Annotated in this window: 13 protein-coding genes; 4 read left to right on the forward strand and 9 right to left on the reverse strand. The window is 54.3% G+C overall.

Annotated features, from left to right (window positions below; genetic code table 11):
* The first annotated feature begins 37 nt into the window (after positions 1-37).
* Positions 38-1,444: a 2-oxoadipate dioxygenase/decarboxylase HglS gene (gene hglS, locus D4100_RS05855; protein WP_119803481.1), complete on the forward strand. Its 1,407-nt coding sequence runs from the start codon at positions 38-40 to the stop codon at positions 1,442-1,444.
* 1 nt (position 1,445) lies between these two features.
* On the opposite strand, the gene lpxK is transcribed toward hglS, so the two are convergent.
* The 9 genes from lpxK to ansB form a co-directional block, all read right to left on the reverse strand.
* Complete coding sequence (lpxK, locus tag D4100_RS05860; RefSeq protein ID WP_119803483.1) at positions 1,446-2,426, reverse strand: tetraacyldisaccharide 4'-kinase; 981 nt, start codon at positions 2,424-2,426, stop codon at positions 1,446-1,448.
* Complete coding sequence (gene msbA / locus D4100_RS05865; protein ID WP_119803485.1) at positions 2,426-4,174, reverse strand: lipid A ABC transporter ATP-binding protein/permease MsbA; 1,749 nt, start codon at positions 4,172-4,174, stop codon at positions 2,426-2,428. Before msbA ends, lpxK begins: the two co-directional genes overlap by 1 nt.
* Positions 4,175-4,209: 35 nt before the next feature.
* The gene (locus D4100_RS05870) at positions 4,210-6,528 is read right to left on the reverse strand and encodes a ComEC family protein (protein WP_119803487.1); all 2,319 of its coding nucleotides are present in this window, start codon (positions 6,526-6,528) and stop codon (positions 4,210-4,212) included.
* A gap of 253 nt (positions 6,529-6,781) precedes the next feature.
* Entirely contained in the window at positions 6,782-7,066 is a 285-nt protein-coding gene (ihfB, locus tag D4100_RS05875; RefSeq protein ID WP_004942652.1) for an integration host factor subunit beta, read from the reverse strand.
* Positions 7,067-7,128: 62 nt separating this feature from the next.
* On the reverse strand, positions 7,129-8,802 hold the full coding sequence (gene rpsA / locus D4100_RS05880; RefSeq protein ID WP_004942650.1) for a 30S ribosomal protein S1: 1,674 nt from the start codon (positions 8,800-8,802) through the stop codon (positions 7,129-7,131).
* A gap of 181 nt (positions 8,803-8,983) precedes the next feature.
* Positions 8,984-9,673, reverse strand: coding sequence for a (d)CMP kinase (gene cmk, locus D4100_RS05885; RefSeq protein WP_006320805.1), 690 nt, complete (start codon positions 9,671-9,673; stop codon positions 8,984-8,986).
* A 276-nt stretch (positions 9,674-9,949) separates the two neighbouring features.
* Positions 9,950-11,236 (reverse strand): 3-phosphoshikimate 1-carboxyvinyltransferase, encoded by a 1,287-nt coding sequence (aroA, locus tag D4100_RS05890; RefSeq protein ID WP_119803489.1) that lies wholly within the window; start codon positions 11,234-11,236, stop codon positions 9,950-9,952.
* 114 nt (positions 11,237-11,350) lie between these two features.
* The gene (gene serC / locus D4100_RS05895; RefSeq protein ID WP_006320807.1) at positions 11,351-12,436 is read right to left on the reverse strand and encodes a 3-phosphoserine/phosphohydroxythreonine transaminase; all 1,086 of its coding nucleotides are present in this window, start codon (positions 12,434-12,436) and stop codon (positions 11,351-11,353) included.
* Between the two features lie 543 nt (positions 12,437-12,979).
* Positions 12,980-14,026 carry an L-asparaginase 2 gene (ansB, locus tag D4100_RS05905; RefSeq protein ID WP_119803491.1) on the reverse strand — a complete coding sequence of 349 codons (1,047 nt, stop codon included), beginning with the start codon at positions 14,024-14,026 and terminating at the stop codon, positions 12,980-12,982.
* 148 nt (positions 14,027-14,174) lie between these two features.
* On the opposite strand from ansB, the gene ycaO reads away from it, so the two are divergent.
* The 3 genes from ycaO to pflB all read left to right on the forward strand — a co-directional run bounded on the left by ycaO (position 14,175) and on the right by pflB (position 19,626).
* A complete protein-coding gene (ycaO, locus tag D4100_RS05910; RefSeq protein WP_119803493.1) occupies positions 14,175-15,938 on the forward strand; it encodes a 30S ribosomal protein S12 methylthiotransferase accessory factor YcaO in 1,764 nt (587 codons plus the stop codon).
* Positions 15,939-16,428: 490 nt separating this feature from the next.
* The gene (gene focA / locus D4100_RS05915; RefSeq protein ID WP_006320825.1) at positions 16,429-17,289 is read left to right on the forward strand and encodes a formate transporter FocA; all 861 of its coding nucleotides are present in this window, start codon (positions 16,429-16,431) and stop codon (positions 17,287-17,289) included.
* A 54-nt stretch (positions 17,290-17,343) separates the two neighbouring features.
* Positions 17,344-19,626, forward strand: coding sequence for a formate C-acetyltransferase (gene pflB / locus D4100_RS05920; protein WP_119803495.1), 2,283 nt, complete (start codon positions 17,344-17,346; stop codon positions 19,624-19,626).
* The last annotated feature ends 158 nt before the right edge of the window (positions 19,627-19,784 follow it).

Here is a 19,784-nt window from a genome sequence, read left to right on the forward strand (position 1 = left end):
TATTTTTCAGATTATCCTGAATAAAGGAGCTATGCGCATGACCGCCCAGCAGTTCGTCTCACCGAATGAAATCCGCGCCAGGTTCTCTCACGCGATGTCAGATATGTACCAAAAAGAGGTACCGCTGTATGGCGATTTGCTCGAACTGGTTGCGGAAACCAACCGACAGGTCCTGCGCGAAGATGCCGCATTGGCTCATCAGTTACAAATTACCGGCGAAACCGAGAGGCTGGCCATGGAGCGCCACGGGGCAATTCGGGTGGGGACGGCGGAAGAACTGGCGACTCTGCGGCGGCTGTTTAACGTTATGGGCATGTCACCGGTCGGATATTACGACCTGACCGTGGCGGGAGTTCCGGTTCATTCCACCGCGTTTCGCGCAGTACATGAAGACGCGTTGCAGATCAGTCCATTCCGTGTTTTTACTTCTTTATTACGGTTAGAGCTGATTGAAAGCCCGGCGTTGCGTGAGTTGGCGCAGCAACTGTTGGCCCGTCGCCGCATCTTTACCGAACGGGTGCTGGAGCTGATCGTCTTGCAGGAAGCTCAGGGCGGGTTGGATGACGACCAGGCCACAGAGTTTATCGAACAAGCGCTGGAAACTTTTCGATGGCACAATCAGGCGACCGTCAGTGCCGCCGAATATCAACAACTGCACGATCAACACCGTCTGATTGCAGACGTTGTGGCATTCAAGGGCCCACATATCAACCATTTGACGCCACGGACCCTGAATATCGACCTTGTCCAGCAAGCGATGCCCGGCCGGGGAATAACGCCTAAAGCCGTTATCGAAGGCCCACCGCCTCGCCGTCGGCCAATTTTGCTACGCCAGACCAGCTTTAAAGCGCTGGAAGAAGGCGTAGCCTTTGTTGAACATGACGGCAGCACCCAGGGCGGACACCATACCGCGCGTTTTGGCGAAATAGAGCAACGTGGCGTAGCGCTGACCCCGAAAGGCCGCGCTCTGTACGATCGCCTGTTGCAAGCTACCAACGATGCTTTGCAGGCACCGCCAAGTGAAAAAAACGCCGATCGGTACAATCAGTTGCTGGCGGAAAACTTCCAGGCGTTTCCGGACGATTATGCAACCTTGCGTGAGCAGCAACTGGCATGGTTCCGCTATTTCCCTACCGAGTGCGGCCTGGCGGCCAAAGATTCGCTGGATAAGCACAGTACGCTGGAACAGCTGATTGCTCAGGAATACATTCGCTTTCAGCCTTTGGTGTATGAAGACTTCTTACCGGTCAGCGCGGCGGGCATTTTCCAGTCTAACCTGGGCGACAACCGGCATGCGCAATACAATGCAGCATCGAGTCGTTCCGCTTTCGAACAGGCGCTGGGTGCAGAGGTGATTGATGAATTGGCGCTGTATGGGCAAACACAACAGCGTTCGATAAACGCCTGCGCGCAAGCTCTGGGGCTTAACGCGCTGGCCGTTTGAGTTATTTAGTCAACAGAGCTTCGATACTTTGCAGCAACGGCTCGGCCTGATTGGGGGGAAGAACCGCATCAACCGGTAAATACCACCAGTTGGGCTGGGCAAAAATGCGGCATTTGACCGCATCTTTTTCAGTCATCAATAGCGTTTGCTCAGATGACGCCAACGCCGCCAGTTGAGCATGTTGGTACTCTTGATGATCGGCGAATGCCACTTCCTTCTTGACATCCACACCAAGCTTTTCCAACGTGGCGAAGAAGCGTGGGGGATGGCCAATCCCGGCCATTGCCACCACCTGCGGCAACTCAGCCACCGGCCGGCGCGCACCGCTGGCGATATTAACCGCCTCACGCGCTTGCAACTGCATGGCGATTTCACCTGCCTGAGCCACGCCGCCGTTGGCAATCCGCGCATTAACGCTGCTCAAGCGCGACGCACGTTCACGCATCGGCCCTGCCGGTAACCACCAGCCATTGCCAAAACGGCGCACGCCGTCGATCACCACCAGTTCAAAATCGCGCTGCAACGCGTAATGCTGCAAACCGTCATCGGTGATGACAACGTCGAGTTTCTGTTGTTGCAGCAGCGCCTGCACCGCTTCCGCACGCTTTGGCGAGATGGCCACCGGCGCACCGGTACGTTGATAAATCAATACCGGTTCATCACCCGCCTGCTGGGTCGTAGTGTATTCATCCAATACCAACGGATAAGATACCGCTTTGCCACCATAACCGCGTGATACCACACCCACCCGGTAACCACGCTGTTGCAGTTGCTCAACCAGCCAGATCACCATTGGCGTTTTACCGTTGCCGCCTGCGGTAAGGTTTCCCACCACCACCACCGGCACCGGCGCACGCCAGCTTTTACGCAAGCCGCAGCGATAACTCAACCGAATCAAGCCGCTAACCAAACCATACAGCCAGGACAGCGGCAGCAACAGCAGATATACCAGTGAACTACCCGACCAAATGCGCTCGATCATTATTGACCGAACTGCATGCGGTGAAGCTGCGCGTAGACTCCGCGCTGTTCGATTAGCGCGGCATGCTCCCCACGTTCAACGATGCGCCCATCTTCCACCACCAGGATCTCATCAGCCTTTTCAATGGTCGACAAGCGGTGAGCGATCACCAGCGAGGTGCGGTTTTTCTGCAGTTCGTCCAATGCAGCCTGAATGGCGCGTTCTGATTCGGTATCCAACGCTGAAGTGGCTTCATCAAGGATCAGAATCGGGCAGTCACGCAGCAGTGCACGTGCTATGGCAATACGCTGACGCTGTCCACCGGACAACATCACGCCATTCTCACCGATCACCGTATCCAGGCCGTTCTCCATTTTCTCAATGAAGTCCATGGCATAAGCCATTCGTGCAGCTTTTTCGATATCTTCCCGGCTGTAGCGCTTCTCGCGGGCATAGGCGATATTGTTGGCTATGGTGTCGTTGAACAGATGAACGTTTTGCGATACCAAAGCCACCTGATCGCGCAGTGACGCTAAGGTATACTCACGCAAGTCGTGCCCGTCCATCAGGATTTCGCCTTCCTGGACGTCATAGAAACGGGTCAACAGGTTGGCAATTGTCGACTTGCCGGAACCTGAACGGCCAACCAGCGCCACCGTTTTCCCTTCAGAAATGCTGAGGCTGATATCACGCAATGCCGGAGTTTCTTTCCCTGGATAATAGAAAGTCACGTTACGGAATTCGATGTCGCCTTTCGCACGCGCCACTTCACGGGTGCCGGTATCTTTTTCCTGCTCCATATCCAGAATGGAGAACAGCGTTTGACAAGCGGCCATCCCACGCTGGAACTGGGCGTTGACGTTGGTCAGCGACTTAAGTGGACGCATTAACGCAATCATCGACGAGAACACCACGGTGATAGTACCGGCGGTCAGGGTTGCCATCACGCTCGGGAAGCTGGCGGCATACAACACAAACGCCAGTGCCAACGACGCAATCAGCTGAATAATCGGGTCTGAAATGGAAGATGCGGAAACCAGCTTCATGCCCTGTTGGCGCATACGGTTACTGACGGAGTTAAAACGATCGGTCTCAACCTGCTGGCCGCCAAAAATCAGCACTTCTTTATGGCCTTTCAGCATCTGCTCGGCGCTGGTGGTCACCTGCCCCATGGTGTTCTGCATGTTTTTGCTGATATTGCGGAAACGTTTGGAAACAATGCGAATAGCAATGGACACGATCGGCGCCAGCACAATCAAGATCACCGAAAGTTGCCAGCTGTAGTAAAACATCATGCCGAATAACGCAATAATCGATGCTCCTTCACGCACCACGGTCACTAACGCACTGGAGGAAGAGGAAGCCACCTGCTCAGAATCGTAGGTGATACGCGACAACAACGTACCGGTAGACTGTTGATCGAAGAAGGATACCGGCATTCTCATCATGTGGCCAAACAACCGGCGGCGCATATGCATCACCACCATGCCGGACACCCATGAAATGCAGTAGCTGGAAACGAAGCCCGTCAGGCCACGTACCACCATCAGGCCAATAACTGCCAACGGCATCCAAAGCAAGATGCTACTCTCGGTCTTCCCAAAACCGTCATCCAATAAAGGTTTAAGTAAGGACAGCATAAACGCATCGCTGGCCGCGTTTAAAATCAACGCAATGGCGGCCACAATCAGCCCGGTCTTAAAAGGAGTGATCATCGGCCAGAGGCGACGGAAAGTCTGCCAGGTGGAGAGATCTTTATCATTCATCATGCAAATACCAGCATCGGAAGAAATAGCGGCCCATTTTACTCATTATCACCCTCTACGCCAAACCGCTGATGGTACCAACGGGGCATTAATTGTTCACGAAAGCCTTTAATTTGCCAATCGTTGTCGAAAAAAAGCACGGATATCTGACCTGAGCGCGAAGTATCGCGCCATATGATGCCATTTGCCAGATATCTGGCGATAACTTTAACAGCAGGTAATCGCCATTTGTTGTAACGAGATGCGGACGCTAAAGCTACTTCCGGCGCTACCGCACGCAGGAAGGGCGGCGTTGAGGACGTCCTGCTACCGTGATGTGGAACCTGAAGCACCGTGGATGCAAGCCGATCGCGTTGTGATCTGAGCAACTGTGCCTCCGCTTTCTTTTCCACGTCGCCGGTCAGTAACAGGCTATATTGGCCATCATCGACGCGGATCACGCAAGAGTCGTCGTTGACCGGTCGTTTGAGCGCTTTCGGTGGCCATAACACCTGAAATTGCAGTGACTGCCACTGCCAGCTTTCGCCGGCCACACAGGGTAAATGATGCGGATCAAGTATTGGGCTGCGTACCCTGGCCTTAGGAAATGCCTGCCTTACCTCTTCCAGCCCTCCGGTATGGTCAAGATGATCGTGACTGATAATAATTTGCTCCAGGTCGATACCCCGCCAGTTGAGCATGGGTAAAATATGACGTCCCGCAGCACTGCCCGTCGCCCAGCGATCGCCGGTATCAAACAATACTCCCTTGCCGTTTCTTTCGATCACTACCGCCAGGCCATGGCCGACGTCCAGCATGTCGACCCGCCAACGATATGCGGGTTCCTTTTCCCGCCACAGTACGCAGCATATCGCCACTGCGGTCAATCCCGCCGCATAGCTTAGCCACCAGTGGAAACGCCAGCAGATAACCAATAACCAGCCCGCCGCGCTGACCAGCAGCGAGGCGGCACCCAGGTCGACCCAACCACGCTGCAAATAATATAGCGGCGTGAACACCCATAGCAGTGTCAAATCGGCCAACCACCATAACCCGCCGCTTAATAGCGGCAAGGCACCGCAAATCACCGCGAGCAAAATCAAGGGAACCGTCACCAGTGAAACCACGGGTACCGCCCACAGATTCGCCGGCATAGAGGTCAACGTCAGTCCAAGAAACAAAGCGGCTTGCATCGGTACCAGCAACAACGTGATACCGAGTTGAATATGCAGCCAACGCACCGGAGCCCAGTACCAGGCGGAGCGAAAACGTGCGCTTAACGGCACCCATTCGAACCAAAAGACCAGACAGGCAACCGCCAGTACCGATAACCAGAAGCTATCCGACAGTACCGCCAGCGGATCGCAGACCAGAATTAACCCCACGCACCATAGCCATACCTGCCAGGAGGTGCAGTGAACGCCGCGCAGACGTAGCAGCATCCATAATGTTAACGCCACAGCGGTACGCACCGCCGGGGGTTGTGCGCCTGCCAGCCAGACATACGCCAAGGTACCAAACCAACTGGCCAGCAGTGGGAAGCGGTAGCCGATCAGATAAGCGGGCAATAATAACTGAACCGCCCGCAACACCAACCAAATCAATATGGCCGCCATAGCCACATGCAGGCCCGAAATTGCCATCAGGTGAGCAATGCCGGTTTTCAGCATCAAAGTGCGTAACGCTGGATCCAGCGAGGTTCTTTCGCCAAACGCTAAAGCCAGCAATACCGATTTATAACGCAGGTCGCCAATATTGCTCTCGGCATGGCTGATAATACGCTGCCGCCAGTTGCAACTCCCCTCCAGCAGTCTGGCGCGTTTCACCTGCGCAGTCAGTGGTTGACGCTGCGCCATCGCCCAACGCTGGCTATCGAATCCACCCTCATTCAGTTTGCCGTGCACCGCTCTCAGACGCAGCCGGAGTTCCCAACGTTGCCCAGCACACAGTTGCGGCTCCTCCGGCTGCCAGGCGGTAGTGAAGGCAATCGAAGGCGTTAACCAGCGCCCGTTAACCTGTTCGATGCGCATCAGCGTTTGTCGGCTGGCTGCGGGAACCAAAGTAACACCGGCAACCTGCACAACTGCGGTCACCTCTGGTCCACGGCTCAGCCGTTCGACTTGCATCACCAAATTGCCGGCGTTGAAGGTTGCCCACAGAAAACCCAATGCTCCCCAGGCAATAAATTGGCAGCCCACCCAACGGAAACGCAACATCAAGCTAACGGGCAAAACAACCAGCAAGGTTGTTAATACATCAGGTAATTGCGGCAGCACCAGTAACGGCAGAATACCGCAGACAACGGCGATAACCGCCAGATCCAGCGAAGTTTTAATCGACCTTTCTCCCGTCCGACAGAAGACATGCAACTGCTGCACATCGCACCCCGTAGACAGGATTGTTCCCCCGTAGTCAGGCAGCCGCCAGCGCCAATGCGACGACTCGCGGCACTCGCAGCAGGTTAACGATACAAGTTTCATTTATTGACACGGGAATGCGGCGTAGCGCGCAAAATAAAGTCAGGACGGGAGGCTAGAAATCAGAAAACAGTTGAACGGCAGGCAAAAAAAACGGCGCCCTGAGGCACCGTTTATATTTTTTACAAGCAACAACTCTATGGATAATCAGCGATTAGCCATAGATATTGGCGCGGTCACGCAACTCTTTACCTGGCTTGAAGTGAGGAACGTACTTGCCGTCCAACTCAACTTTATCACCAGTTTTCGGGTTGCGACCAACGCGCGGAGCACGGTAGTGAAGAGAAAAACTGCCGAATCCGCGGATCTCGATGCGTTCACCATCGGCTAACGTTGCAGCCATGTGTTCTAACATCTCTTTCACTGCATCCTCAACGGCTTTCGCCGGTACATGAGATTGCTGGCCAGCAAGTCTTTCAATAAGTTCAGACTTGGTCATGAGTCCTCCAAGCTTTGCAGCTAAACTACCGTATCGGGGCGGTCAGAAACCGCCCCCCGTCATTACTCGCCTTTAGCCGCTTTGAAAGCTTCAGCCATTGCGTTAGAGAAGTTGCTTTCTTCCTGCTTGTTGTTAACAGTTGCGATAGCGTCTTTCTCGTCAGCTTCGTCCTTAGCACGTACGGACAGGCTTACTACACGGTTCTTACGGTCAACGCCGGTGAATTTAGCTTCAACGTCGTCACCTACATTCAGAACCAGAGTTGCATCTTCAATGCGGTCGCGAGAGGCTTCAGATGCACGCAGGTAACCTTCTACGCCGCCTGCTAATTCAACTGTAGCACCTTTGGCGTCAACTGCAGTGACTTTACCAGTAACAATAGTACCTTTCTTGTTCATAGACAGGTAGTTATTGAACGGGTCTTCAGCCAGTTGCTTCACGCCCAGGGAGATACGCTCGCGCTCTGCGTCAACTTGCAGAACAACCGCTGCGATTTCGTCGCCTTTCTTGTATTCACGTACTGCTTCTTCGCCTGCAACGTTCCAGGAGATGTCAGACAGGTGAACCAGGCCGTCGATGCCGCCGTCCAGGCCGATGAAGATACCGAAGTCAGTGATAGACTTGATTTTACCTTCAACGCGGTCGCCCTTGTTGTGGGTTTCTGCGAACAGCTGCCATGGGTTAGATTTGCACTGCTTCAGGCCCAGGGAAATACGACGACGCTCTTCATCGATGTCCAGAACCATAACTTCCACTACATCGCCCACGTTAACAACTTTGGACGGATGGATGTTTTTGTTGGTCCAATCCATTTCAGAAACGTGTACCAGACCTTCAACGCCTTCTTCGATTTCTACGAAGCAGCCGTAATCAGTCAGGTTGGTTACACGACCAGTCAGCTTGGTGCCTTCTGGGTAACGTTTCGCGATAGCAACCCATGGATCTTCGCCCAGTTGTTTCAGGCCCAGGGAAACACGAGTACGCTCGCGGTCGAACTTCAGCACTTTAACAGTGATTTCGTCGCCAACGTTGACGATTTCGCTTGGATGCTTAACGCGTTTCCAAGCCATATCAGTGATGTGCAGCAGGCCGTCTACGCCGCCCAGATCAACGAATGCACCGTAGTCAGTGAGGTTCTTAACGATACCTTTAACTTCCATGCCTTCCTGCAGGTTTTCCAGCAGTTGATCGCGTTCTGCGCTGTTTTCGGATTCGATAACCGCACGGCGAGAAACTACAACGTTGTTGCGTTTCTGGTCCAGCTTGATGACTTTGAACTCAAGCTCTTTGCCTTCCAGGTGCAGAGTGTCACGTACTGGACGCACGTCAACCAGGGAACCTGGCAGGAACGCACGAATACCGTTCAGCTCTACAGTGAAGCCACCCTTAACTTTGCCGTTGATAACACCGACGACAGTTTCAGCTTCTTCGTAAGCTTTTTCCAGCGTGATCCAAGCTTCGTGACGCTTAGCTTTCTCACGGGACAGCAGAGTTTCACCGAAGCCATCTTCAACAGCGTCCAGCGCAACGTCAACTTCGTCGCCTACCTGGATTTCCAGCTCGCCCTGTGCGTTTTTGAATTGCTCAGCCGGGATGGCAGACTCAGATTTCAGACCGGCGTCAACCAGTACTACGTCTTTGTCGATAGCAACTACAACGCCACGAACGATGGAACCCGGACGGGTTTCGATTGTTTTCAGGGATTCTTCAAAGAGTTGAGCGAAAGATTCAGTCATGTTTAATCTTCAGGGTTCTATAGTTTAACGTCCATTTAGCATCCCGCCGAATGGGGTTGTTTCACATACCCCGCCATTGGCTCCATGCCGACAGGGTTTAGGTTACAGGGGTAAAATTTTACCCGATATAGTTCGATACTGCTATGACAAATATGACAAAAAACAATAACGTCGCGGCAGCTTATTGCTGCGGCAACGCCAATACTTCATGTGCATAAGTCAGCGCACGCTGGATGACTTCGTCGATCGACATGCTGGTTGAATCCAGCACGAGGGCGTCGGAAGCCGGCACCAGTGGCGCGATAGGCCGATTACGGTCACGGTCATCCCGTTCCTTTATCTCGGCTAAAAGACGTTCAAAGTTAACATTAAAGCCCTTTTCCTGCAACTGTAGCATGCGGCGGTGCGCACGCTCCTCCGAACTGGCATCCAGGAAAATCTTTACCGGTGCATCGGGAAATACCACCGTACCCATATCGCGGCCATCGGCAATCAAACCCGGGGCCTCGCGAAATGCGCGCTGACGGCGCAGCAAAGCCTCGCGCACGCGCGGAAAAGCCGCCGCCTGCGAAGCGGTATTACCGACTGTTTCAGTGCGGATCTCATTACTGACGTCCTCACCTTCCAAAATGACCTGCAGTTTGCCGCCTTGGGCAATAAAGCGAACGTCGAGATGTGCGGCCAGCGGAACCAGCGCCTCCTCAGAGGTGATATCGACCTGATGATGCAGCGCCGCCAATGCCAGCACGCGGTAAATCGCACCGGAATCCAGCAAACGCCAACCAAGGGATTCGGCCAACGCTTTACACAGTGTGCCTTTGCCTGCGCCACTTGGTCCATCAACGGTTATCACCGGGGCTGTAGCCGTCATTTCTCTCTCCTTCGGGTAGTAAACCTCACAGGGGCATAATCTGCCGTCAGCACAACGCGAAAGCATAATTAAAAACGCCCCTGCCGCCCGCCCAATCGGGGCAGGTACGGTGGCGTATTATACGCTGCCAAGAGACGAACTGTTACCCTGGAACTGTCTGGTTGTTGAAAATAAGCTCGTAACCGCAGAAAAGTATAGAAGAAGTCACGGTGCAGGGGCGTTAAAAACGATAAAGGCCCGGTTAAGGGCCTTAAAAAGACATCATCTGACTGCCGGTTACGCCAATTGGCTGATGCGCGCCAACTGCTCAAAATAGTCAGGGAAGGTTTTCGCCGTGCATTTCGGATCGAGAATGGTCACCGGAGTATCCGACAACGCCACCAGCGAGAAACACATCGCCATACGGTGGTCGTTGTAGGTACCGATGTCGGCAAATTTCAGCTTCGCCGGCGGTACCACGTGAATATAGTCCTCACCTTCATCCACTTCAGCGCCCACTTTGCGCAATTCAGTCGCCATAGCGGCCAAGCGATCGGTCTCCTTCACCCGCCAATTATAGATATTGCGGATGGTGGTCGGTCCTTCGGCAAACAGGGCCGCGGTGGCAATAGTCATTGCCGCGTCCGGAATATGGTTCATATCCATATCGATGCCGTGCAACTCACCGCGGCTACATTCGATAAAGTCATCGCCCCAGGTAATGCGCGCACCCATTTTCTCCAGCACATCGGCAAATTTGGTGTCGCCCTGAACGCTTTTCTTGCCGATTCCGGTCACCCGTACAGTGCCGCCTTTAATCGCCGCCGCCGCCAGGAAGTAAGAAGCGGAGGATGCATCGCCTTCCACCAGGTAATCTCCCGGTGAACGGTAGGTTTGGCGGCCTTGAATATGGAACACGCGGTAGTTGTCATGGCTGACCTCTACGCCGAAGGTACGCATCAGGTGCAACGTGATATCAATGTACGGTTTAGAAACCAACTCGCCCTTGATATGGATATTAGTGTCCCGATCGGCCAACGGCGCGGTCATCAGCAACGCGGTCAGGAACTGGCTGGAAACGCTGCCGTCGACGGTCACGTCACCGCCGTGAAAACCGCCGCGCAGGCGCAACGGTGGGTAATCGGTCTGTTCCAGATAATCAATTTGCGCGCCGCCCTGGCGCAGAGCATCCACCAGATGGCCAATCGGCCGCTCCTTCATGCGAGGCTCGCCGGTCAACACCACATCGCCGCTACCCAGACACAATGCCGCAGCCAGCGGGCGCATCGCGGTACCGGCATTGCCGAGGAACAACTCAAGCGGCTCGCGGGCCACCAGCGGGCCGGCAACACCCTCGACTTTACAGGTGGTGCGATCCTCGGACAGCTGATAACTCACGCCCAACGCCTGCAGTGCATTCAGCATATGGCGCACGTCGTCGCTGTCCAGCAGGTTGGTCAACGTGGTCGTTCCCTCCGCCAGCGCAGCCAGCAGCAGAGCACGGTTGGATACGCTCTTGGAGCCGGGTAAGTTGACGGTGCCATTGACCAGGGCGACCGGTTGTAACGTCAGGGAATCCACCATGTGAACAAAACTCTCCAAAATCTGATAAACGAAACGGCCCCGGGAAAATGCCGGAGCCGCTTTAATGCAAAAGGACAACAGCGAAAACTGCCCGCGTAAAGCAGGCAGCCAGGCTTAACCGTGACGACGTTCGAAGTCGACCATAAAATCGGTTAATGCCCGCACGCCGGCCAGCGGCATGGCATTGTAAATAGAAGCACGCATGCCGCCAACCACGCGGTGGCCTTTCAACGCCTGCAGACCGATGGCTTCCGCTTCGCTGAGGAACACCTTGTCCAGCGCCGAGTCGGCCAATTGGAAGGGTATGTTCATCCAGGACCGATTGGCATGCGCCACGCGGCTGCGGTAGAAATCAGAATTATCGATGGTTGCGTACAGCAACTCGGCCTTGGCCTGATTGCGCTTGTGCATTTCCACCAGGCCACCCTGCTCCTTCAGCCATTTGAATACCAGGCCGGACAGATACCAGGCGAAGGTCGGCGGCGTATTGAACATGGAATCGTTCTCGGCCAGCACGGTGTAATCGAGAATGGACGGCACTTCGCGGCGCGCTTTACCCAGCAGATCGTCACGTACGATCACCAACGTCAGGCCTGCCGGCCCAATGTTTTTCTGCGCGCCGGCGTAAATCACGCCAAAGCGGCTGACGTCCAGCGGGCCGGACAGAATGGTGGAAGAGTAATCGCCGATCACCACTTTGTCGCCAAAGTCCGGCGTCTCGTTGATAGCGATGCCGTCGATGGTTTCATTCGGGCAATAATGCACATAAGCCGCATTGTCGTTCAACTGCCACTCTTTCATCGGTTGGATGCCGAGCAGGCCGTCGACGGTGGTTTTCACATCAATGGTATTTGGCGTGCAGTATTTCTCCGCTTCCTTGATGGCACTGTGTGCCCAGTAACCACCATCGATATAGTCCGCAGTGGTTTTGTCACCCAGCAAATTCAGCGGCAGTGCAGCAAACTGCGCACGGGCGCCGCCATGGCAGAACAGCACTTTGTAGTTGGAGGGGATCTTAAGCAGGTCGCGCAGATCCTGTTCGGATTGCTGGGCAACTTCGATGAACTCTTTACTGCGATGGCTGATCTCCATCACCGAGGTGCCGAGACCGTGCCAGTTGCACAGTTCCTGTTCCGCACGACGCAACACTTCTACCGGCAACATTGCCGGGCCAGAGCTAAAATTATAAACCTGAGTCATTTCCCCTCACCACATTCACTATTCGCCAATGAGACTGGCCAACCGAAATACGCCCAAAGTTAACTGTCGAGTTAACCAACCCATCGGTTTTATCACTCACGTAACGCTGCTGCAATGCTTATTCACCCGCAGGCGGCAAACTACCGCAAGCCGGAATAACAGGCTCTGCCGTCTCTGTGTTTTTTTGTGCGATAAAACGCTGCGTTATCGGAGAATTCATTGGGTTAACACGGTTTTTTATGCTGTATTCAGCTAACCCGGCTATGGGACAAGGCCGCAATCCACCGACCGTTGCCGCAACGCGGGCAACTATGTTGCTGCGGATCCGCCAGGGGCGCTATCAGGCTGCAGGCGCTACAGGCATCATCCCCTGCGGCTTCGGCCTGCGGCAGACTCTCGACACACTGCGCCGGCGAAACGGAGCGCACCTCGTCATCCGCTGGAGGTCAAAGGCATGCATAGGATCGAGCCTCGGTAAAATGATTGCCTACAGCATAGCCCGACTACAAAAACCGGGGAGCGGGGCCCCCCGTAGATTGCGACTCAATACTGATTGAACATCTGCTGGATCTGTCTGGCGTCTTTGGTCTGAGTCAGCGCCAACTGCAGCAGGATCCGTGCTTTTTGCGGGTTCAGCGTGCCAGCGGCGACAAAACCGAATTTAGCGTCATCCACTTCCGCATCTTCCGTAGTGGAACCGGTCGGTACTCTTGAAGAGCGCACCACGGCCACGCCGTTATGTGCGGCGGTCGCCAACGTATCAAACACCGTTTTGTACAGGTTTCCGTTACCGACCCCGGCGCTGACTATGCCCTGGTAACCTTCGGCGATCAGCGCCTTGGCCGGCGCATCGGAAGCGTTGGCATAGTTATAGACAATGCCGACCTTTGGCAGCTCGGTCAGGCTGGATACGTCAAAGGGGGTATCGGTAGTATGCTTGCGCTGCGGTGAACGTTGATAGTCGACCTTGCCGTTATGGATATAACCGAGCGGGCCGAAATTGGGCGACTGGAAGGTCTGCACCGAGGTGGTATTGGTTTTGGTCACGTCGCGTGCATCCAGTACGCTGTCGTTCATCGCCACCACTACCCCGCGTTTGGCCGATTGCGGATCCGCCGCCGTCACTACGGCGTTATACAGATTGAACGGGCCGTCGGCGCTCATCGCCGTCGCCGGACGCATCGCGCCGACTATCACCACCGGCTTGTCGCATTTGACGGTCAGATCGAGAAAATAGGCGGTTTCTTCCAGCGTGTCGGTGCCGTGGGTGATCACAAAACCATCCGTTTTACCGCAGTCGGCGTTGATTTTCTTCACCAGTTTCAGCCACACCTCATCGTTCATATCCTGCGAACCGATGTTCACTACCTGCTCACCTTGCACATTGGCGACGTTTTTCAGCTCCGGTACCGCATTCACCAGCGCATCGACGCCCAGTTTGCCCGCCGTATAGTTGGATTTTGTCGCCGATTCGCCGCCGCCGGCAATGGTGCCGCCAGTCGCCAGCAGGGTGATGGAGGGCAATGCCAGCGCAGAACCGCTCGCACCTGCCAGGAGTAGTGCCGCAACGCTGAGTTTCACTGATTTCATTAGGTTTCTCCTTGATAGATAACCCGCTGAATTATGGCCCTTATCCTCAAAAAAACTGTGACTTTGCCACCGCTTTAGGAATACATGGAGCTTGGGCGTAAAACCCCGTATCATTGCGCGTTTTTAGTACGCTCAAAAAGTGAAGACAATGACGCAAACTTTTATCCCTGGCAAAGACGCCGCGCTGGAAGATTCCATCGCCCGTTTCCAACAGAAATTAAGCGATCTGGGTTTTAATATCGAAGAAGCCTCCTGGCTGAACCCGGTGCCGCACGTATGGTCGGTTCATATCCGCGATCGCGATTGCCCGCTGTGCTTCACCAACGGTAAAGGCGCCAGCCAAAAAGCCGCGCTGGCTTCCGCTTTGGGCGAATACTTCGAGCGCCTTTCCACCAACTATTTCTTCGCCGACTTCTACCTGGGCAAGCACATTGCCGAAGGCGATTTCGTGCATTATCCGAACGAGAAATGGTTCCCGATCCCGGCCGATGATTCGCTGCCGGAAGGCATTCTCGACGAGCGCCTGCATGCGTTCTACGATCCGGAACAGGAACTGACCGCCGGCGATCTGATCGATCTGCAATCCGGCAACGGCGAACGCGGCATCTGCGCCCTGCCGTTCTCCCGTCAGTCAGACCAGCAAAGGGTCTATATCCCGATGAACATCATCGGCAACCTGTACGTGTCCAACGGCATGTCCGCCGGTAACACGGCAAACGAAGCCCGCGTACAAGGCCTTTCCGAAGTCTTCGAGCGCTATGTGAAAAACCGCATTATCGCCGAATCCATCAGCCTGCCGGAGATCCCGGCCGAAGTATTGAACCGCTATCCGGGCGTGGTGGAAGCTATTGCCCGTCTGGAGCAAGAAGGCTTCCCGATCCTGTCCTATGACGCCTCATTGGGCGGCAACTACCCGGTCATCTGCGTAGTGCTGTTCAACCCGGCCAACGGCACCTGTTTCGCCTCGTTCGGCGCTCATCCTGACTTCGGCGTGGCGCTTGAGCGTACCGTGACCGAACTGCTGCAGGGCCGTAGTCTGAAGGATCTGGACGTGTTCACCGCGCCAACCTTCGATGACGAAGAAGTGGCCGAACACACCAATCTGGAAACCCACTTTATCGATTCCAGCGGTTTGATCTCCTGGGACATGTTCAAGCAGGATGCGGATTACCCGTTTGTCGACTGGAACTTCAGCGGCAGCACGCAGGAAGAATTCGCCACGCTGATGAGCATTTTCGACAAAGAAGGCGCAGAAGTGTACATCGCCGACTACGAACACCTGGACGTATACGCCTGCCGCATCATCGTGCCCGGCATGTCCGACATCTATCCGGCGGAAGATCTGCTGCTGGCCAATAACAGCATGGGCGCGCACCTGCGTGATACTCTGCTGGCGCTGCCGGGCAGCGAATGGGAGCCGCAAGAATATCTGGCGCTGATTGAGCGCCTGGATGACGAAGGCCTGGACGATTTCACCCGCGTACGTGAACTGCTGGGCATTGCTTCCGGCAAAGACAACGCCTGGCATACCCTGCGCGTGGGCGAGTTGAAATCCATGCTGGCACTCGCGGGCGGTGATATGGATCAGGCTTTGATCTGGACGGAATGGACCCAGGACTTTAACGGTTCGGTGTTAAGCCCGGCTCGCAGCAACTACTACCGTTGTCTGCAAACCCTGCTATTGCTGACGCAGGAGCCTGAGCGCGATCCGGCGCAGTACTACGGTGCCTTCGTGAAAATGTACGGCCAGGAAGCGGTCGACGCCGCCTCTGCGGCCATCAGCGGCGAAGAGCGCTTTAACGGCTTGTTCGCTGTCGACAGCGATCTGAAAGCGTTACCGGCACATCAGGCGCTGCTGGCGGCCTACGAAAAACTGCAAAACGCCAAGCGTCGCCACTGGGCGAAGGCATAACGGCAGTCTTAATGCGTCGGCAGCTTGCCTGCCGGCGCCACTCCTAAAGCGCTAGCCCGGCGTATACTGCATTCGTAAACGCAGCAAAAAAATAACCAGATATTATTTTGACGGTTAAATCACCCTTTTCTCTTTTTATTTTTTCCGGTTAATTACGAACTTATCAACAGACAAGATGAAAAAACGCTAATTGTTGCAGAACGGTGAAATAATAATTAACCGATAAGTAAACTTTAATTGCCAAAAAGAGACAATACGCATAAATATTTAACCTTTCGGAGTAGTGTTCATTCTGCCATTTCAAAATTATTTGCAAACATTAAAAAATAGTTTTTGATTTAAAATCAATTGATTAATGCATTAAACCCTATAGTTTTTCTGGTTTTTAACCCCTCTAGTTCCCCGCCTTATGATCCAAATCAATTTTTACCCTATACTGCTTTGCTAGTATCTCATTGCGTTGTTTTAACCCTTAAGAGAGAGAGTTAGTGTGAAAGCTGACAACCCCTTCGATCTGATATTACCTGCGGCAACGGCGAAAATCGCTGAAGATGCAGGCGTGTATAAAGCCACCAAACATCCGCTGAAAACTTTTTATTTGGCGATCACTGCCGGTGTCTTTATTTCCATCGCATTCGTGTTTTATATCACTGCGACTACCGGCACTGCCGGTGTGCCTTTCGGCCTGGCAAAACTGGTCGGCGGCATCTGTTTCTCTCTGGGGTTAATGTTGGTTGTGGTCTCAGGTGCAGACCTGTTCACCTCCACCGTGCTGATTGTGATTGCCAAAGCCAGCGGCCGCATCAGTTGGTGCCAACTGGCAGCCAACTGGTTGAACGTCTACATCGGCAACCTGATTGGCGCGTTGTTCTTTGTGGCACTCATCTGGTTCTCCGGTGAACACATGGTCGCCAACGGCCAGTGGGGCCTGAACGTCCTGCAAACCGCGGACCACAAGCTGCACCACACTTTTATTGAAGCCGTCTGCCTCGGCATTCTGGCTAACCTGATGGTCTGCCTGGCCGTATGGATGAGCTATTCCGGCCGCAGCCTGATGGACAAAATGTTCGCCATGATCCTGCCGGTCGGCATGTTTGTCGCCAGCGGTTTCGAACACAGCATCGCCAACATGTTTATGATCCCTATGGGTATCGTGGTCAAACACTTCGCCACGCCAGAATTTTGGCAAGCCGTAGGGGCAGCACCCGAGCAATTTGCTCATCTGACCGTAAGCAACTTCATCATCGACAATCTGATCCCCGTTACCATTGGCAATATCATTGGCGGCGGCCTGCTGGTTGGGTTGACTTACTGGGTAATTTATCTGCGTGGTGGTGAACAGCAGCATTAAGCTGCCAGTTACCGTGCGCCGAGTTAGAAATCCACAATTAAAGGTAGGTGTATAATGACCGAACTTAACGAGAAGTTAGCCAAAGCTTGGGAAGGTTTCAGCAAAGGTGACTGGCAGAATGAAGTCAACGTTCGTGACTTCATCCAGAAAAACTACACTCCTTACGAGGGTGATGAATCCTTCCTGGCCGGCGCAACTCAGGCCACCTCCACCCTGTGGGACAAGGTTATGGAAGGGATCAAACTGGAGAACCGCACCCATGCGCCGGTTGATTTCGACACCAACGTTGTCGCGACCATCACTTCCCATGACGCAGGCTACATTGCCAAAGAGCTGGAAACCATCGTTGGCCTGCAGACCGACGAGCCACTGAAACGCGCGCTGATCCCGTTCGGCGGCATCAAAATGGTTGAAGGTTCTTGCAAGGTTTATGGCCGCGAACTGGATCCACAGCTGAAAAAAGTCTTCACCGACTACCGTAAGACCCACAATCAGGGCGTATTCGACGTTTACACCAAAGACATCCTGAACTGCCGCAAATCCGGCGTGTTGACCGGTCTGCCGGATGCTTACGGCCGTGGTCGTATCATCGGCGACTACCGCCGCGTTGCGCTGTACGGTATCGACTACCTGATGGCCGACAAGCTGAACCAGTTCAAATCTTTGCAGAGCAAGCTGGAAAACGGCGAAGATCTGGAAATGACCATTCAGCTGCGTGAAGAAATCGCTGAACAGCACCGCGCTCTGGCTCAGATTAAAGAAATGGCCGCCAAATACGGCTGCGACATCTCCGGCCCAGCAGCTACCGCTCAAGAAGCCGTGCAGTGGACCTACTTCGGCTACCTGGCAGCGGTAAAATCCCAGAACGGTGCAGCAATGTCCTTCGGCCGCGTGTCCACCTTCCTTGACGTGTTCATCGAACGCGATATCAAAGCAGGCAAGCTGAACGAAGAACAAGCGCAGGAACTGATTGACCACCTGGTAATGAAACTGCGTATGGTGCGCTTCCTGCGTACCCCTGAGTATGATGAGCTGTTCTCCGGCGACCCAATCTGGGCGACTGAATCCCTGGCGGGTATGGGCGTTGACGGCCGTACGCTGGTCACCAAAAACAGCTTCCGTTTCCTGAACACCCTGTACACCATGGGGCCGTCTCCGGAACCGAACATGACCATCCTGTGGTCTGAAAAACTGCCGTTGAACTTCAAAAAATACGCGGCGAAAGTGTCTATCGACACCTCATCCGTACAGTACGAAAACGACGATCTGATGCGTCCTGACTTCAACAACGATGACTACGCCATCGCCTGTTGCGTCAGCCCGATGATTGTCGGCAAGCAAATGCAGTTCTTCGGCGCCCGTGCCAACCTGGCGAAAACCATGTTGTACGCCATCAACGGCGGCGTTGATGAAAAACTGAAAATCCAGGTAGGCCCGAAAGAAGCGCCAATGATGGACGAGGTGCTGGACTATGACAAAGTCATGGAGCGCATGGACCACTTTATGGACTGGCTGGCCAAGCAGTACGTAACCGCGCTGAACATCATTCACTACATGCACGACAAGTACAGCTATGAAGCTGCGCTGATGGCCCTGCATGACCGTGATGTTTACCGCACCATGGCCTGCGGCATCGCCGGTCTGTCGGTCGCGGCCGACTCCCTGTCCGCCATCAAGTACGCCAAAGTCTCCACCATCCGTGACGAAGACGGCCTGGCGACCGACTTCAAAATCGAAGGTGAATACCCGCAGTTCGGTAACAACGATGCCCGCGTTGATGACATCGCCTGTGACCTGGTAGAACGTTTCATGAAGAAAATTCAGAAACTGCGTACCTACCGCAATGCGGTACCGACCCAGTCCGTACTGACCATCACTTCTAATGTGGTCTACGGCAAGAAAACCGGTAACACGCCAGATGGTCGCCGCGCAGGCGCTCCATTCGGTCCTGGTGCCAACCCAATGCACGGCCGCGATCAGAAAGGCGCTGTAGCCTCCCTGACCTCCGTAGCCAAACTGCCGTTTGCCTACGCGAAAGACGGGATCTCCTACACCTTCTCCATCGTGCCAAATGCCTTGGGCAAAGATGATGACGTGCGCAAAGCCAACCTGGCGGGCCTGATGGACGGTTACTTCCATCACGAAGCCTCCATCGAGGGTGGCCAGCACCTGAACGTCAACGTGATGAACCGTGAAATGCTGCTGGAAGCGATGGAAAACCCTGAGAAATACCCTCAGCTGACAATCCGTGTATCCGGTTATGCCGTACGTTTCAACTCGCTGACCAAAGAACAGCAGCAAGACGTGATTACCCGTACTTTCACCCAGTCGATGTAATTGCCCCATCCGGGCGGGGTTTCCCGCCCGGTGGTTAAGCTGAATACCGGGGCCGGATCTTTCCGGCCTTTTTAACAAACGCATTTCCCCTGACTCATCACGAGTCTGTTTTGCCAGACAGCTATACTGAATGAAATTGATGGATATCCGGCAAAACA

The sequence above is a fragment of the Serratia inhibens genome, assembly GCF_003591175.1.
Lineage (GTDB): Bacteria > Pseudomonadota > Gammaproteobacteria > Enterobacterales > Enterobacteriaceae > Serratia > Serratia inhibens.

Excerpts from the sequence above, each read along its gene's own strand:
- hglS (WP_119803481.1), top strand. The coding sequence starts at position 38 with ATGACCGCCCAGCAGTTCGTCTCACCGAATGAAATCCGCGCCAGGTTC.
- lpxK (WP_119803483.1), bottom strand. The coding sequence starts at position 2,426 with ATGATCGAGCGCATTTGGTCGGGTAGTTCACTGGTATATCTGCTGTTG.
- msbA (WP_119803485.1), bottom strand. The coding sequence starts at position 4,174 with ATGATGAATGATAAAGATCTCTCCACCTGGCAGACTTTCCGTCGCCTC.
- ihfB (WP_004942652.1), bottom strand. The coding sequence starts at position 7,066 with ATGACCAAGTCTGAACTTATTGAAAGACTTGCTGGCCAGCAATCTCAT.
- rpsA (WP_004942650.1), bottom strand. The coding sequence starts at position 8,802 with ATGACTGAATCTTTCGCTCAACTCTTTGAAGAATCCCTGAAAACAATC.
- cmk (WP_006320805.1), bottom strand. The coding sequence starts at position 9,673 with ATGACGGCTACAGCCCCGGTGATAACCGTTGATGGACCAAGTGGCGCA.
- aroA (WP_119803489.1), bottom strand. The coding sequence starts at position 11,236 with ATGGTGGATTCCCTGACGTTACAACCGGTCGCCCTGGTCAATGGCACC.
- serC (WP_006320807.1), bottom strand. The coding sequence starts at position 12,436 with ATGACTCAGGTTTATAATTTTAGCTCTGGCCCGGCAATGTTGCCGGTA.
- ansB (WP_119803491.1), bottom strand. The coding sequence starts at position 14,026 with ATGAAATCAGTGAAACTCAGCGTTGCGGCACTACTCCTGGCAGGTGCG.
- ycaO (WP_119803493.1), top strand. The coding sequence starts at position 14,175 with ATGACGCAAACTTTTATCCCTGGCAAAGACGCCGCGCTGGAAGATTCC.
- pflB (WP_119803495.1), top strand. The coding sequence starts at position 17,344 with ATGACCGAACTTAACGAGAAGTTAGCCAAAGCTTGGGAAGGTTTCAGC.